The organism is Streptomyces sp. NPDC079020, from assembly GCF_044542225.1.
GTDB lineage: Bacteria > Actinomycetota > Actinomycetes > Streptomycetales > Streptomycetaceae > Streptomyces.
In genome coordinates, this window is the sequence record NZ_JBITUB010000005.1 from 129,533 (window position 1) to 145,302 (window position 15,770).

Below are 15,770 nucleotides of genomic sequence, written 5' to 3' on the forward strand. Positions count from 1 at the left end.
CCCGGCGTACGGGGCCGCGGGGTCAGAGCACCAGGGCCAGGACGGCCGCGGTGACCACCGCCAGCACCGCGCCCACCCCGGTGATCAGGGCCCTGGCGTGGAGCATGCCGAACGAAGCGGCACGGGTGGTCGCGCCGTCCGGATTCCCGGCGCTGTAATACACCGTCACGGACTTCCCCTCGGCCGGGGCATGACGCGACTGGCGCTCCTCGATGCTGACGGTGCGCCCGTCGGCCGTACGGAATTCCAGCGTGGGGTATTGGTGAGTGACGAAGCCGCCCTCGGCGTCCTGCCCTTCCTCGGTCCGCACAGCCGTGCACCGGGCCTCGGCCGTGAGTCCCTCCGCCCAGACGGCCCGCAGTTGCGGGCCCTTGAGCTGACGGTCCAGTATCCGGCCGTAGATCACGCTCGCACTCAGGGAGACGACGAGATAGACGACAGCGATGACCATGATTCTCCCGTAATGCTCACGGCCCGGCCTCGGGCACCGGTATGCCCGACGGCCGAAATTCCGCAGGGGTGGAGGCGGCCATGATTCCGTGTGCGTCAACCGTCGGCAAGGGGCGGCTCTTCGCCAAGGAACCCCTGGGAGCGCGGCAGGCGCAGCGGCGCCCGGTCGCCGTCCCGGCCGCCCGCGCGATGACCTCCGTCTCCCGGTCCTTGGCCCGCCCCGGAGCGCGAGCGACTGAGCGGGATCGCTGTGCGGGCCCTGCGCCGCGCCGGTCTGCGCGGCGTCCTTCAGGCCGGCAGTGCCGGTCTCGCTGCCGACGGTGAGGACGGAACCGGCCGGACGCTCCACGTCGTCCGGCGGATGATCCCGGGGTGATCCCTCGTCGCGCACGCCGGGGCGGCGCGACGAGGGATGCCGGGCGGTGGTGTCCCCCGATCAGGTGTCAGGCCGCTCCCCGTCGGTCGAACGAGGCCTGGAGCCGGGGAATGTAGTCCGCGAGCGCGGCGGACCAGCAGCCGTAGTTGTGACCGCCGTCGCAGGTTGGGGACAGCGCCGCCCCGTTGCCGTAGGCGACGAGCCGGCTGTCGATTCCCAGCTGGTCCATTCGGGCCTTGACGCGTCGGGCGGCGATGTCGGTGAAGTGGTCGATGAGGCCCTGGTCGCCGGTGTAGATCGTGGTCTCGACGCCGGTGAGCCTGGCCAGGTTGCCGGTGGCGGCGGGGTTGACCGCCTTCCAGACGCGATCCGCGTCGAAGACCGGGTAGGGGGAGCCGTAGATCGCGTCACTGTCGACGATGGGTCCGTAGCCGGTGCACTTGCCGGTGCCGGCCGGGGTGGATGTGCTCACGGCACACCATGCGCCCGTGAGGTTGAGTTCGGTGGCCAGGACGGCGCCGCGGATCTCCGCCATGTCGAAGTCCAGGCCGCCCGACAGGGAGGCGGCGTGGCCGAAGAGATCGGGCCGGGCCTCGGCGTAGTGCAGGGCCCCGGAACCTCCCATCGACAGGCCGACGACGGCCCGGTGGTCCTTGTCGGCGATGGTGCGCAGGTTCGCGTCGATGAAGGGGACGACCTGATTGAGGTGGAAGGTCTCCCAGTTCGCCGCGCCGACGGGAGTGTTCTGCATGACCCAGTCGGCGTACCAGCTCTTCAGGCCGCCGTCCGGCACCACGGTGATCATGGAGTCCGAGCGCAGCGCGGGAGCAGCCGCGGCGTCGTCCACGGTCCCTCCCCCGCCGTGCAGAAAGTACGTCACCGGCCACCGCTTGGCGGGGTCGGCCCGGTAGTCGCGGGGGAGGAAGATCCGGATCCGGTGCGGGCCGGACACCTCCGGGGTGGTCACGGTGATCGTGAAGTCGGTGTCGGAATGCGTCACGGTACCGCCGGCGACCTGGGTCAGGCCGAACCCGTCGGCCAGCACGGGAGGGGCGGAGCCCTCGGCGTGTGCGTACGGCGTCGCGAGCATCGCGGTGACAGTCATTGCCGTGGCAACGACCGCTGCTTTCACGTGCGGTCGCCAAGCGGCGAGCGGCGATTTCACGGGTGTCCTCTCCGAGTACGGGTTCCCGCGGTGTGCGGGACTTGCTGGACCTACTGCGTTCGATGGGCCTGCCGGCGTCCTACAGTGCGCAGAAGGCGTCCACCGCGCCCTTGCTGGTGTCGAGCTGTCCCTTGGTGTTGCCCATCATGTGGAACTCGTTGTTCGCGTGCAGCACCTGCTTGTCGCCGTCCTCGCTGGACAGCCACTGGCTGAAGTAGCCGAGCACCGCGCCGTTGTGCCCCCAGCCCCACTTTCCGCACGGCAGCTGGAGATGCTGGATGCCGAGACCATAGGCGGAGGTTCCCGAACTGTTCGCGGGCACGGTGGTCTTGAGTTCCGTCATCTGCGCGGGCGCCAGCAGCTTTCCGGTCAGCAGCGCCCTCCCGAACGCCGCCAGGTCGTCGAGGGTCGACACCATGGCACCCGCGGGCCCGAAGATCTGTACGTCGGAGACCGTGACGTCGTAGGTGATGAACGTCACCGGATGTACGTAGCCGCGCAGGTGGTTGCCGTAGATGACGGGATCGGTGGTGGGGAAGCCGGTGTCGCTCAGGCCCAGGGGCTCGATGATGCGCCGCGTGATCTCCTTGGCCGCGTCGGCGCCGGTGACAGCCTTGATGATCATGCCTGCGAGCACATAGTTGGTGTTGGCGTAGCCGAACTTCTCGCCCGGTACGGAGTTCGGGGCGTGCTGCGCGAGGGCGACGTCCACCAGCGTCTGCGGGGCCCAGGTCTGCCGCGGGTTGGAGTTGAGGAGGTAGGGGCCCGCGATCTGCGCACTGCTGGAGTACTCGGGCAGGCCCGACGTGTGGTTGAGCAGCTGACGGACCGTGATCTTCGTTCCGTCGTAGCCGTTGGCGTCGACCGCTCCCGGGAGCCAGCTGGCAACGGTGTCATCCAGGGAGAGCCGCTGCTCGCCCTGGAGCTGGAGCAGCACGGCGGCGGTGAAGGCCTTGGTGTTGCTGCCGATCCGGAACTTCGCCTTCGGGTCGGCGGGCACCTTGCTGGAGAGGTCTCCGACGCCCGCGCGCACGTATTCGGTGGTGTCGCCCTGGCGCACCATGCCGATCACGCCCGGGTATCCGTCGGCTATCCCCAGTTCGGCGCCTGCCCGCAGCAGGTCGGCCGGGGTCTTGTCCGCGGCGTTCGCCGGGCCGACACCGCTCAGCAGGAGGCAGGACATCACGGCGGCAGGCAGCATCCACCGCCGGTGCTTCGGGCCCGGCGCGGGCCGCCTGTCCGCGCCGTCGGCAGGTGAGTTCCCCGCTTCCGTCGAGGTACGGGCCGCAAGGGTGTCGAGCATGCTCATCTCTTTGTTCTCCATGGTGTTTGAGTGACCCGATTCCCTCCGGCCGCCGTCTGGTCCGACGCGCGGAGGCAATCCGGGGTTCACGGGAATCCGGTGACGATTACGGAACGGACCCAGCCCTCAGCGCCGGCACGCGGCCGCGATGAAGAGCAGCAGAATGAGGACTCCCACCGCCTGAACACATCCGCAGCCGCCGTCCACACCCTTCCGGCCGGTCTCGACCTGGCCGCCGGGGGGAATTCCGGGATGCCGCTGGGCGTAGTGGTCCATCTGCCGCTGCTCGCCCTGGGATTCACCGAGCCACGGCGTCTTGAACCCGCACTCGCCGCACCAGTAGCGGTATGCCATGTCGACTCCTCATGGGCCGTGGTCGGTGGTGTGCTCATGGGACGGGAGGCGTCCGGGTGCGGCGGAGGGGCCGGTCCGGCCCCGCGGAGTACGTCACCCGGTGGCGGGCGGCGGGCACCCACTGATCGTGGCGTTCCCCGCGGCTGGCGGGACAGGCCATGGCACCGGCCATATATGACCGGCCGTCACGGTAGGCTCACGGCCGACCGCGCTCGGTGTGGAGGGGGTATCGAAGTGGCGGAGCAGTTGGGCCCGTTGCTGCGTCGGCTGCGGACCCGTTCGGGGCTGACGCAGGAGCAGACGGCGGAACGGTCCGGGGTGAGTGTGCGCACCATCCGCAGACTGGAGACGGGCAGGTCCAGAGATCACCGGCTGGGAACGCTGAACCTCTTGGCGGACGCGCTGGAGGCCGGGGCGGAGGACCGCCAGCGGCTCGCGGCCACCCTCACGGGCGCGCAGACCGTACCGGCTCCCGCAACGCCCGGACTACCGGCCGCCCAAGTGACCGAAGCGGTCGAAGTACCGGAAGCGGCCCACGTGCTCGAAGCGGTCGATGGCCGGCCCGCCACCCAAAGTGCCGCCGCTCCCGCGCCCGTTCCCATTCCGCTTTCTGTTCCTGTTCCTGTTTCCTTTTCTGTTTCGGGAAATGGTCGCAGGGCGTCGCCGAATCCCGGTGTACTCCCCACCGCCGCCGACGAATTGGCGAAGGAGATCAGGCGTCGTTGGCGGCGGGAGGAGGAACAGCGCCGGGTGCACGATCCCTTTCCCCTGCCGGTGCGCTGGCAGGACGCGCCGTCCTCACTGACCGACCACCCCGAGAACATTCAGCGGTTGCCGTCGGGGGCGACGCCCCCGCACCTGGACCTCGGCGGTGATCTGCGCAATGTGGCCGAGGTCTACCGGCGGATCACGTCCGGGCGGCTGGTCGTTCTCGGCCGGGCCGGATCGGGCAAGTCGATTCTGACGATCAGGTTCGTCCTGGACTTCCTGGAGACCCGGGCCGCTCTCGACCGGGTGCCGGTGATCTTCAGTGTCGGGTCCTGGGACCCGACGGCCATCGCGTTGCGGGACTGGCTGATCGACCGGCTGGTGCGTGACCATCCGCACCTCACCCGACGGGCCCCCGGCGGGTCGACACTGGCCGCCGCCCTGGTCGACGCCGATCTCGTACTCCCCGTCCTGGACGGGTTCGACGAGATCGCGGAAGGACTTCGGCGTACGGCGTTGGAGGCACTCAACACCACCTCTCTCCCGCTCGTGGTGACCAGTCGGCGTGGCGAGTTCGCCGAGGCGGTCCAGGAGGCCGGCTCCCCGCTGGTGTGGGCGGCGGGTATCGAGCTCGGCGACCTCACCCTCGACGACCTGGCCGTCTATCTGCCCCGGACGGCCCGGCCGGTCGCCCGTGGTCACGGCCGGAGCGGCGGTGGGGCGTTATGGGATCCCGTACTGAGGGAACTGCGTGCCCGGAAGGGCGGTACGGAGCCCGCCCTCGCCGGGGTGCTGAGCACCCCTCTCATGATCACCCTGGCACGGACGATGTACAGCGAAGCGCCCGGCAGCGATCCGATGGAGCTGCTGGACTCCGCACGCTTCCCCGACGCGCACTCACTTGAGGAACACCTGCTGGCGGGCTTCGTGCCGACGGTCTACCGGCACCGGGCCGCCGAGCGGACCGTCGACGGCCGCCCGTCCCCGGAGCGGGACTGGGGCGCGGCGCGGGCCGAGCGCTGGCTCGGCCATCTCGCTCACCACCTGGCCCGGCTCGACCGTGAGCAGCAGGATCTCGCCTGGTGGCGGATAGGCAATGCGCTGCCTCTCCCGACACGTGTCATGACGGTCGTTGTGGCGTCCGCCGTGTGCGTCGCCGTCTCCGAGTGGCTCGTCGCCCTCCTGTTCGCGCCGTACCCGATCGGTGAAGTCCTGCTGCTGGGCGCCTTGATGGGGTCGGTCGCAGGACTCGCCTTCGGATCCGTGTACGGGCTCATCGCCTCGTTCGGGGCCGAGGAGTTCGAGCCCGCCCATGTGCGGCTGCGGCTGCCCGGCACCGGGAGCGGCGTCGGCCGTCGGCCGGTGCGCACCTTCACCGCCCGGTTCGGAACCGTGCTGCTGGGCGGCTTCGTGATGGGGGTCGGGTGTGCGTGTGCCCTCGCCCTCCAGCGCCGTCTCTACCACGGGCTCCCGCTCGTCGACGATGCGGTGATCAAGGGCATGCTCATCAACATGCTGGCCTTCGGGCTGATCTTCGGGGCGGGCGCCGGGCTGGTGTTCGGGCTCCTGGCCGCGCTCGAAGCGCCGCTGGACATCTCCTCGGCCGCCACGCCGGCCGGTCTGCTGTCCTCGAACCGCGCGACGGTGCGCCGGCAGGTCCTCGTACTCGTACCGGCGCTCACCCTCGCGATCGCCCTGGTCGGGCATCTGGTCACCTCCCTGCTCCAGGGGGTCCTGGGGCCGATGAACTGGAATGTGTCGGACGGGCTCGTCATCGGTTCGGTCGGCGGGGTCGGCGGTGCGTTCTCGTATGCGCTCTCCTTCACCGCCTGGGGACGGTGGGTGGTCCTGTGCCGACTCTGGCTGCCTCTGACCGGCAAACTGCCCTGGGACACGGCCGCGTTCCTGGACGACGCCTATCGCCGAGGGGTGCTGCGCAGGGCCGGCGCCGTCTACCAGTTCCGTCATATCCGGCTCCAGCACCATCTGGGCAGGGTGTTCCGGGAGCAGCAGTCCGGCTATGCGCCGGCCACGTTCACGCGCCAGGGGTAGCTCCCACCACCGGCCGTGCGCCCGCCCGGCCGTACGTGCGGCGTTCGAAAACCCGAGTGCGCCGGCCTGCGCGGTTCTGGGAGCATGCCCGGATGGCACACCGCCTCGAACCCCTGGTCATCCGGCACACGCACCGTCTCCCGGCCCCCTTCGGACCCGAAGGCCGGGGCGACGTCGCGGCGCGCCGGTTCGACGCCGCACTGATGTCCGTCGGTTTCAAGCTCTCGGCCGCCCTGATGGAGCATCTGTCGGGGCTGGCCGAGGAGACCGTCATCGATACGGCCGTACGCACGCTGGACAGCGTCCGCGAGATGGCCGGCGACCACGTGCGGCACAACGTCTACTTCGTCGACTTCCCGGCCAATGTGCCGGACACGTACGACTTCTGGATGCGGTGCCTCGCAGAAGCGCTCGCCGACGAGGCCTCACGGGAGAGCACTCTCGCGCAGCTCGGCACCGGTGTGCTCGACCTGCTGACCCTCCCGTCGTACGGCAACTACCGGCACACGTACGCCGAGATGCTCGCCGCCCATGACGAGCTGATCGCGGCGGCGGGCGACCGGATGACGGTGCTGCATCTGGGCGGCAGCCCGGACGACGAGGTCACCGCCCTGTACCTGGCCCTGGCGGGCAGCACCACCCCGCTGGGCGAGGACGGGCTGCGCGACCTCGGTGTCCTTGCCGAGCACTGTGCCGACGGCCCCCAGCCGGAGGCGATCCCGGTACGGGAGGTCCGCGCCGTCATCAACATCGCCCGCCTCGGCGCCGGCGGGGACCTGCTGCTGGACACGGTCACCGATGTGCTCCGTCTCGCCTGCGCGTTGTCGGACGGGGATGTGAGCCTGGTGCAGCCCACCCGGTTCCGGTCGCTGTCCCGGCCCGTCCGCCGCGCCCTGATCGCCGGCCTCGACGCGGTCGTCGCGGCGGCCCCCGCCAAGCTCGCCGATGTCACCGCGCACCGCGAGGCGTTCAAGCGGCTCGGCGAGCGCCTCCACCCGCACGAGTACCCGGGCCGGCCGCACGCCGCCGATGTGTTCGCCGTGGCCCGGGGGGAGAAGGAGGCCCGGTCCTTCGACAGCCACGTCGAAGAGCTGCTGGGCAGGAACGACGTCATGGGTGCCACACGGCTGCTGACGGCCGCCCCGGGCAAGCTGTTCCGCTCCCTGGACCGTCTGCTGCGCGTGTGCCGCACCCAGGATGAGCGCGATGCCGTCGTGGCCGCTGCCGAGCGGGCCGCCCCGCAGGTCTCCGGCCGGGTCCTGCTGTCGGTCCGCGAGCACTTCCACAACCGGGTGCGGGAGGCGGGCGACCGCCGCGTCTTCGTCAACGGTCTCGCCCGGGCCTGGGTCACCGCCGACACCCGCCCTCCTGTGCCGCCGTCCGAGCGCGAACGCCTGACCGCCGTTCTCGACGCGGAGACGCGCAGCCGCCTTCCGGAGCCGGAGCACCTCCTGATCGACCCCGGCATCCTCGATGTCGCGCTCCCGCTCAGCGGCAGGGCGACGGCCTCCGGACTCGGCGTGCTGCCGCGCGGTTCCCTCTCCCCCGTCGACGGTGAGCTGCTGCGCTTCTTCGTCCACTGGAAACAGACGGAGCGCAGAACCGACTACGATCTGTCGGCGCTGATGCTGGACGCCTCGTACGCGACCGTCTCCTGGCTGTCGTACACCGCTCTCTCGGACGTCGGGGGCGCGCATTCCGGCGACATCACCGACGCGCCCGACGGCGCCTCGGAGTTCATCGATCTGCGTCTGGACGCCGTGCGCGGCACATTCATCGTTCCGCAGGTCAACATCTACGCGGGGGAAGGCTTCGAAGAGGTCGAGGAGTCGTTCTTCGGTTTCATGCTGCGCAACGCCGAGCAGCGGGGCCGTCCCTTCGAGCCGCGTACCGTGCGCATGAAGTCGGAACTGCGGGGGCCCGGCCGCGTCGCGCTGCCCCTGGTGTTCCTGCGCGGGGGTGACGGCCGCTGGTACGCCAAGTGGCTCCACCTGTATCTCCGGGGTGCTCCGCACGCCAACCGCGTCGAGGGGAACCGGGTGTCGGTCGCCACGCTGGTGCGGGGCATCGTCGAGCGCGATCACCTCACCGTCCGGTACCTCACGGGCCTGATGGCCACTCGCGCGAGCGCCGTCACGCTCTGGGACGGCGCTTCGGTCCCGGCCGGCCCCGTCACCTACATCGGTCTGGAACGCCCGGACGGACTGCACCCGGATTCGCTGGTCATCACCCCGGAAAACCTGCGTGCCCTGATCCCCGCCTGACTGCTACCGTTGGCCCCGGCGAGGCCATGGACGGACTTCCTTCTCACTCCTCTCACAGATACCAGTCCCTCCGCTTTCCTTGCCGCCGACGTCATGCCGGGGTGCCGAACGGCAGCCCGGCATCGTCGTCCTCGCCCCCGGGACGGGCGGCCGTGGCTCCCACGGCGGTTCCGCGCTCCTGGACGGGCCGCCGGATCGGCGGCTACCGTTTGCCTGCGGCCGCGACGGCGCCGAGGCTTCCGGGGTACAGGTACTTCCGCTCCGGAATGACGGTGCCGTGCACCCAGGCGTCGAAGAACCCAGTGAGGTCCTGCCGCGGCGAGACCTTCTTCGCGAGCGCCTCGAACTGCCTCCAGGAGGCGTTCGCGTAACGGTGTTCCTTCTGCCACCGCCTGAGGGTCCCGAAGAAGGCCGCGTCCCCGACGGTCCGCCGCAGCGCGTGCAGCATCAGCGGCCCCTTGTCGTACAGTGCCGGGTCCAGCTCCTTGCCCCGGCCCGGGTCGTAGAGCCGCACATTCCAGAACCCGGGGTTCTCCCTGTTCTCCTCCACCGTGCCGGCGTAGAAGCCGGTGTCGAGGTCGGCACCGCCCTTCTCCTCCCACAGCTGGTTCGTGTACTGGGCGAAGCACTCGGCGAGGCAGCCGTCACGCCAGTCCGAGAACGAGACGCTGTTGCCGAACCACTGGTGGGCGTACTCGTGGACCATCGAGGAGTCGAACATCACGCCCTCGTACGTCGGACGGCTCTGGGTCTCCAGTGCCAGCGGGCCGCTGCCTTCCTCGGCCGGGGAGCCGGTGACGATGCCGCCGGCCGAGGAGAAGGGATACGGGCCGAACTTCGAGGCCAGGAAGCCGATGATCTCCGGCAGCAGTGCCTCGGCGTCGGGATCGATCACGGCCCCGGGACCGTAGGCGTGGATCACCGGGGTGCCGTCGGCCAGTTGCGAGGTGTTGACGGCGAACCTGCCGATGGCGATGGTGCTGACGTAGGTGGCGAGCGGCTTGTCCTCGTACCAGCGGAAGGTCCTGGTGGCCTCGGCCGATGAGGTGACCGGGCCGGGGCGGCCGTTGCCGATCACGGTCCAGGTGTCGGGGACCGTCGCGGTGAGCCGGAAGGTGGCCTTGTCGGACGGATGGTCGTTGGCGGGGTACCAGGCGGTGGCGGAGTGCGGTTCGCCGGTCACGTTCGCCCCGCCGTCGGCGAAGCTGTGCCAGCTCTCGCCGACGGGCTTTCCGGAGTAGCGGACACGTACGGCGAAGCGGCTTCCCTCGGTGATGCGGCGGGCCGGGGTGATGACCAGTTCGTGCGCCCCGATGCGGGTGAAGCTCTTGGCGGGGCGGCCGTCGACGGTGACCGAACCGACCTCGAAGCCCTCCAGGTCCAGGTGGAAGCGGTCGAGGCCGACGGTGGCCGTGGCGCTCACGGTGGTGTCGCCGGTGAGACGGTCGGGGCGGTCCGGGTCGTAGGCCACGCGGACGTCGTAGTGGGAGACGTCGTATCCGGGGTTTCCGTCGTCGGGGTAGTAGGGGTCCCCGATGCCGGACCCGTTGCCGCCGGTGGTGGCCGCGGAGGGCACGGCGGTCAGCAGTACGCTGCCTGCCAGGATGCCCACCAGCGCGGGACAGCGGCGACCTCTCGTTGTGCTGTGCATAGGTCCTGCTCCCAGCCGTGGTGGCGGTGGTCGGTGATCAGCGGGTGACGAGCTGCCAGGTCACGCCGAGGACGGCGTTGGCGCTGAGGGTCTGGACCGCGGGGTCCACATTGCCGATGCGGTCGCACGCGTCGTGGTAGCAGTCGCCGAGGCCGGTACTGAAGCCGGAGACCGGGATTCCGGCGTCGCCGAAGGATTCGTGGTCCGAACCTCCGATGCCGACGTCGAACGTGGGCAGCCCCACGGCCGCGAAGTACGCCTCGAACGCTTCCGTGGCCCTGGGCTCGTCATGGACGACGAGCCACTGCCGCACACTCCTGGTGCCGGTCATGTCGAAGTTGAGGTAGACATCGGTCTTCTCGCGCTCGGCTGCGGAGAGCTTGCGCACGTAGTCCTTGGAGCCGATCAGGCCCTGTTCCTCCGCACCCCACCAGGCGAACCGCAGGTGGCGCTTCGGCGCGACGCCCGCCCGCGACATGGCGACGGCCGTGGCGAGCACGGCGGCCGAACCGGAGCCGTTGTCGTTCATGCCGGGCCCCGCCCCGACGCTGTCGAGATGGGCGCCGACGAGAACGACGTGGTCCGGGTCGCCGCCGCCCGGCCAGTCCGCGATGAGGTTGTACCCGGGGGCGCCGTTGTGCGTGAACGGCCGCAGGCTCGTACGGAAGCCCGCCCTGTCCAGCACCCCCTTCACATACGTCAGCGACTGCTGGAATCCCCTGGTGCCGTGGGCGCGGTTGCCTCCGGTACGGTCCGCGGCGGACTGGAGCGCCCGCAGGTGCGGCATGACCTGGTCCGCGGTGACCTCGGGGGCGTGCGGAGACTTCGGCTCCGGGGGCCCCGCCGCGGCCGCGGCGGGGGCGGCGATCAGCGCCGCGCACAGGCCGAGCACCGCGCCCGTGCGCCGGATCCGGCGGTGTATGTCCATGCGGGACTCTCTCCTTGAGGGGAAGGGCGGAACGTCCGGCGTGGAGCCGGAGGAAGAGAGTCGCCGGTGGATGTCAGGGAGCTGTCAGAAACCTGTGGCCGCACGGTAGTTCGCGGCGCACGGGCGGCACGCTCGGCGGTTCCGCCCGCGTCCGGGGGCGGCCCGCATACCGGGTCGGAGCTACTGCTGGGGTGCGCGGCCTGCGGCGTGCGGGCTCCGGTCGGATACCGACGCTCGCCGGCCGGGGCCCGGCGCGGCAGTACGCCGCGGGCACAGCCGCTCCCCCGCGACTGCGCCGTCCTCGCGCCGCGCAACCCGTGTGCGAGCCGGTAGACGGAGACATGGGAGCGGGATTCGGCGGTGAACCCGCCTCCGTTCCAGTCGGCGTGCCGGGTCTCCAGCTCGAAGCCGGCCAGCCGCGCCATGAGATCCAGCTCGGCGGGCCAGATGTAGCGGTGCGGGCTGCGGAACAACTGCGACGTCCCGTCGTCGTCGAACCGGAAGTGGTGGGAGACGACCCGCTGGCGCAGCACGTCGTAGGTGTCCAGACCGATGTAGCCGGTCTCGGACTGCCAGACCACGGCCTGCTGTCCCGGTGGGAGCTTCCGGAGCTCGGGAACCCACAGCTCGATCACGAACCGCCCGCCCGGTGCGAGGTGCCGGGCGGCGTTGCGGAAGCAGGCGACCTGTTCGTCCTGGGTGAGCAGGTTGGAAATGGTGTTGTAGACGAGACAGACGAGCTGGAACGTGCCGGGGGCTCTGGCGGTCGCCATGTCTCCCACGACGACCGGGATCGTCGTGGCATCCGCCTTCGTACGAAGCCGGTCGATCATCGGCCGGGACAGCTCGATGCCGGTGACCGGCACTCCGCGCCGTACGAGCGGGACCGCCACACGGCCGGTACCGATGGCGAACTCCAGCACCCGCCCGCCATCGGCGAGTTCGGCGAGCCGGTCGAGCACCGGATCCAGAACCTCCGGAGCGAACATTCCGGTGCCGGGCGTGTCATAGCTCCGGGCTGTTTCGGCGTCCCAGATCCGGTTCTCTCGCATGCCGGCAACCATTCCTCGGGCGAGCGGCGATGTCGACGGATTTTCGGCCCCTCGCCCGAGTGGCCGGCCCTCAGCGCGGCTTGATGGTGGCGAGCTGCACGAAGAGGAGGACCAGCTTGTAGGCATCGGCGAAGCCGGCGGCGGTGAAGGTGACCGTCCGGCTGCCCTCGGCGCGGGAGACTCCCGGTACGAGTGTCGCCAGGTCGACCGTGGACGGGTTGTGGAGATCGATCTCGACATCGAGCGGCCCGGCGATGGTCAGCGGCGGAACCGCCGCGGTCCGCTTCACGGCTTCGGCGGCCGCCTCACGCAGGCGCTCCCGGGCCACTTGGGGGTGCAGTGTGATCGCGGCGGCCTGGCCGAGTGCCTGCTTGACCGGGACGGTGGCCGCGGCGGGGACCAGGCCGAGGAGTTCGGCGCAGGCCGCGTCGTCGCCGCTGAGCAGGACGACCGGCACACCCAGATGCCCGGCCATGGCCGTGTTGAGACCGATCTCCCCCATGGAGCGTCCCGCCACGCGTACATCAAGGATGTCGTCGCTCATGGAGTGCGACAGCACACCGGGCCCGCCGCCGGCACGGGCGTGGTAGCCGATCAGGAACACGGCGTCGGTGTCCGCGTCCAGCCCTCCGAGCATGCCGAACGGGCGCGGCTTCCCGCGTACCAGCCGTGCCCGTCGGTCCAGTTCCTCCGGCAGCAGACTGCGGTACGTGCCATGGGCGTCGGCGACCAGAACCTCGGCGGACGGTTCGGCGTCCAGGACTCCGGCGATCACGGCGTTCGCTTCGGCCGTCATCAGTGCCCGGCCGCGTTCGAAGTCGTAGCGGTCCGGGTTCGTCTCGGTGGGATGCACGATCCCGGAAACGCCCTCGATGTCGACTGAGATCAGGATCTTCATACCTCCGGGACCCTACGTGATGGGCCGGCGGGGCCCGAGCCCGGATCAGTGGATCGGCGGATCGGCGGATCGGCGCTGCCATCTCTCCGGGGGCGGCCGGAGGGGCGCGGCCCCAGGCATTTCGTGAGCCGGGCTGTGACACCGCACGCCCCGTCCCACCTCAGTACGACACGCGTGCCCATGAAGAGTCCGGGAAGGTAGCCGGGCATGGAATCACACACGGTTCTCGCCCGCCCCTGCGGTTCCGGTCTGCGGTTTCGCGGTTACGCCGACCGTCCGGAACCCGATTCGCCGGGTCGGGCACGGCCGGCGGACACGCTGTCATGAGCGAGCGCAGCGAGGGGATCGTCCAGTTCTACAGCTCCGCCGAGGGGTACGGATTCGTCGTCCCGCACGGCCGGAAGGAAGCGCTGTTCATAACGGCTGACGACATCGACGCCGAACGCCGGGTCCTCTCGGAGGGCCAGCTGGTGTCCTTCGTCATCGAACTCGGCGAGGGCAGGTTCGTGGCCCGGAACATTCGCCCGTGAAACGGGGCGGCCGAAGCCGTGGCCGCGCGGTACGCCACGCTGCCGGCCGGTCCGCCGGAACGCGCCGCGTCCGGCCGCCCCGCCCCGACGGGACCGCAGCCTCACGAGGACGGGTCCTGGCGGGACATCAAACGGCGGGCTCTCCCGGCTAGTAGGCGGTGCTGAGTTCCCAGAACCGGAAGACGGTGGAGGTGTCCAGGCAGTTCTGCAGGCCTCGGATGTCCTCGTGGGCGACCGCGTACTGCTTGCCCTGCCAGAGCGGCAGCATCGGCAGCTGCTGGGCCACGATGTCCTGGAGCTTCATGTACTCCTGCCGGGTGTTCGCGCGGTCGGTCATCGACGAGGTCTGGGGGATGATCTTGTCGGTGATCTCTTTGTTCTCGTAGTTGTTCGACAGGACGTTGCCCTCGCCGAAGAACGGCTGGGTGAAGTTGTCCGGGTCGGGGTAGTCCGGCACCCAGCCCTTGACGTACACGCCGTACTTGCCCTCGGCGATGCCCTTCTCGTACTCGTCGAAGGGCACGGACTTCATCCTGGCGTCGAACAGTCCGCTCCGGTTCAGCTGGTCGGCGATGGTCTGCAGTTCGTCGTCGGTGGCGGGACCGTAGCGGCTCGGGGTGGACCAGAGGGTGAGTTCCACCTTGTCCGTGATGCCCGCGTCCCGCAGCTCCTCCTTGGCCTGCTTCGGCTGCGGGCTGTCGCCGTAGGTGTCGAAGAAGGACGTGCCATGGCCGGTGATACCGACCGGGACGACCGAGTAGAGCGGTGTCGCCGTGGACTGGTAGACCTCGCTGACCAGCGAGTAGCGGTCGATGAGATAGGCGATGGCCTTGCGCACCGCGAGCTTCCCGACCACGGGGTCATCGACGTTGAACACCATGTGCTGGACTTCGGCACTGTTGCCCTGGACTACGTCGATCCCTTCCTTCTCCTCGGTGGACGAGGTGTCCAGAGCGGCGATCGCCTTGGCGCTGAGGCCTCGGTAGGCGATGTCGACGTCGCCCTTCTCCAGGGACGACTGAAGGTCCTGCTGGTTGCCCCGGAAGAGCTGGAGCGTGACGCCGGAGTTCTTCACCTCGGCGGTTCCCCGGTACCCGGAGTAGACCGAGAAGACAGCCTTCGACTCCTCGATGGAGTCCAGCTTGTAGGGGCCGGAGCCGACCGCCTTGCCACCCTCCAGCAGGCTGTCCTTGGGGTAGATCTGACGGTCCACGATGGAACCGGCACCCGACGCGATCTTGCTGGGGAAGGTGGCGTCGGGCACCTTGAGGCGGAAGACGACCGTCTCCTCGTCCGGGGTGTCGATCGACGCGATCGTGGAGAGCAACGGAGCCGGACCGGCCGGGTCGTTGATCCTGATCGTCCGGTCGAAGGAGTATTTGACGTCCGCCGACGTGAGCCTGTTGTCGTTGCTGAACTTCAGCCCGTCCCGCAGGGTGCACGTATAGGTCGTGCTGCCGTCCGAGAACTTGCACTCCTTCGCGGCTTCCGGGACAGGGGTGGAACCCCCGGGCGGGAAGCTCAACAAGGACTGGAAGACATTGTTGAACAGCAGCCAGGACCCGGGGTCGTATCCCGCAGCCGGATCCGTGGCCAGAATGTCGTCGGACATCCCGACAACTATCCTTTCCTTGTCGTCCTGGGAACCGCAACCCGCCAGTAGCAGCGCTGCCAGTACCCCGGCGATAAGGGTGATCGGCCGCCTCGTACGAACCTTCACAGAACGTGCCTCATACTCTCGGCCGGCCGCGTGGGGGGTGTCCCCGGACAACCGGATCAGGTCAGAAACTACGGCGAACGCCGCGACCGTCCAGCACAGCCGACCCGACCGGGGCGGTGGTGCGGACCGGCAGACTGACCGGACTCGGTGTTCGCCAGGAACTCCATGCATAGTGATTGACCGCCAATTGCCAGCAGGTGAAAGGCAGTTGGCAGGTCGTGATCGATCTCTTGGTGGTGATTGACAATCTACTGGGATACCGCGATGCACGGTGGAACATCGTACGAAAAAAATCTTCGTTCGGCAGCTTTCCGAACCC

11 protein-coding genes and 1 pseudogene are annotated in these 15,770 nt (G+C 69.6%); 3 read left to right on the top strand and 9 right to left on the bottom strand.

Annotated features, from left to right (window positions below):
* Positions 1-22: 22 nt before the first annotated feature.
* The 4 genes from ACIGJO_RS12395 to ACIGJO_RS12410 all read right to left on the bottom strand — a co-directional run bounded on the left by ACIGJO_RS12395 (position 23) and on the right by ACIGJO_RS12410 (position 3,648).
* On the bottom strand, positions 23-451 hold the full coding sequence (locus ACIGJO_RS12395) for a DUF3592 domain-containing protein (RefSeq protein ID WP_399956080.1): 429 nt from the start codon (positions 449-451) through the stop codon (positions 23-25).
* 442 nt (positions 452-893) lie between these two features.
* Positions 894-1,916 carry an alpha/beta hydrolase gene (locus ACIGJO_RS12400; RefSeq protein WP_399956083.1) on the bottom strand — a complete coding sequence of 341 codons (1,023 nt, stop codon included), beginning with the start codon at positions 1,914-1,916 and terminating at the stop codon, positions 894-896.
* A gap of 154 nt (positions 1,917-2,070) precedes the next feature.
* Positions 2,071-3,294, bottom strand: coding sequence for a serine hydrolase domain-containing protein (locus ACIGJO_RS12405; RefSeq protein WP_399956086.1), 1,224 nt, complete (start codon positions 3,292-3,294; stop codon positions 2,071-2,073).
* Between the two features lie 126 nt (positions 3,295-3,420).
* A complete protein-coding gene (locus tag ACIGJO_RS12410; protein WP_399956089.1) occupies positions 3,421-3,648 on the bottom strand; it encodes a hypothetical protein in 228 nt (75 codons plus the stop codon).
* A gap of 234 nt (positions 3,649-3,882) precedes the next feature.
* On the opposite strand from ACIGJO_RS12410, the gene ACIGJO_RS12415 reads away from it, so the two are divergent.
* Positions 3,883-6,408: a helix-turn-helix domain-containing protein gene (locus tag ACIGJO_RS12415; RefSeq protein WP_399956092.1), complete on the top strand. Its 2,526-nt coding sequence runs from the start codon at positions 3,883-3,885 to the stop codon at positions 6,406-6,408.
* A gap of 92 nt (positions 6,409-6,500) precedes the next feature.
* Positions 6,501-8,672, top strand: coding sequence for a TerD family protein (locus ACIGJO_RS12420; RefSeq protein ID WP_399956095.1), 2,172 nt, complete (start codon positions 6,501-6,503; stop codon positions 8,670-8,672).
* A gap of 202 nt (positions 8,673-8,874) precedes the next feature.
* On the opposite strand, the gene ACIGJO_RS12425 is transcribed toward ACIGJO_RS12420, so the two are convergent.
* The 4 genes and pseudogenes from ACIGJO_RS12425 to ACIGJO_RS12440 all read right to left on the bottom strand — a co-directional run bounded on the left by ACIGJO_RS12425 (position 8,875) and on the right by ACIGJO_RS12440 (position 13,201).
* Complete coding sequence (locus ACIGJO_RS12425) at positions 8,875-10,323, bottom strand: M1 family metallopeptidase (RefSeq protein ID WP_399956098.1); 1,449 nt, start codon at positions 10,321-10,323, stop codon at positions 8,875-8,877.
* A 37-nt stretch (positions 10,324-10,360) separates the two neighbouring features.
* Positions 10,361-11,251 carry a M20/M25/M40 family metallo-hydrolase gene (locus tag ACIGJO_RS12430; RefSeq protein WP_399956101.1) on the bottom strand — a complete coding sequence of 297 codons (891 nt, stop codon included), beginning with the start codon at positions 11,249-11,251 and terminating at the stop codon, positions 10,361-10,363.
* Between the two features lie 323 nt (positions 11,252-11,574).
* Positions 11,575-12,303, bottom strand: a pseudogene (locus ACIGJO_RS12435) (class I SAM-dependent methyltransferase); the annotation flags it as partial.
* 70 nt (positions 12,304-12,373) lie between these two features.
* On the bottom strand, positions 12,374-13,201 hold the full coding sequence (locus ACIGJO_RS12440; protein WP_399956104.1) for a M55 family metallopeptidase: 828 nt from the start codon (positions 13,199-13,201) through the stop codon (positions 12,374-12,376).
* Positions 13,202-13,524: 323 nt separating this feature from the next.
* On the opposite strand from ACIGJO_RS12440, the gene ACIGJO_RS12445 reads away from it, so the two are divergent.
* Positions 13,525-13,731: a cold shock domain-containing protein gene (locus ACIGJO_RS12445; protein ID WP_399956106.1), complete on the top strand. Its 207-nt coding sequence runs from the start codon at positions 13,525-13,527 to the stop codon at positions 13,729-13,731.
* A gap of 148 nt (positions 13,732-13,879) precedes the next feature.
* Here ACIGJO_RS12445 and ACIGJO_RS12450 read toward each other — a convergent pair whose 3' ends face one another.
* On the bottom strand, positions 13,880-15,451 hold the full coding sequence (locus ACIGJO_RS12450; protein ID WP_399956109.1) for an ABC transporter substrate-binding protein: 1,572 nt from the start codon (positions 15,449-15,451) through the stop codon (positions 13,880-13,882).
* Positions 15,452-15,770: the final 319 nt, after the last annotated feature.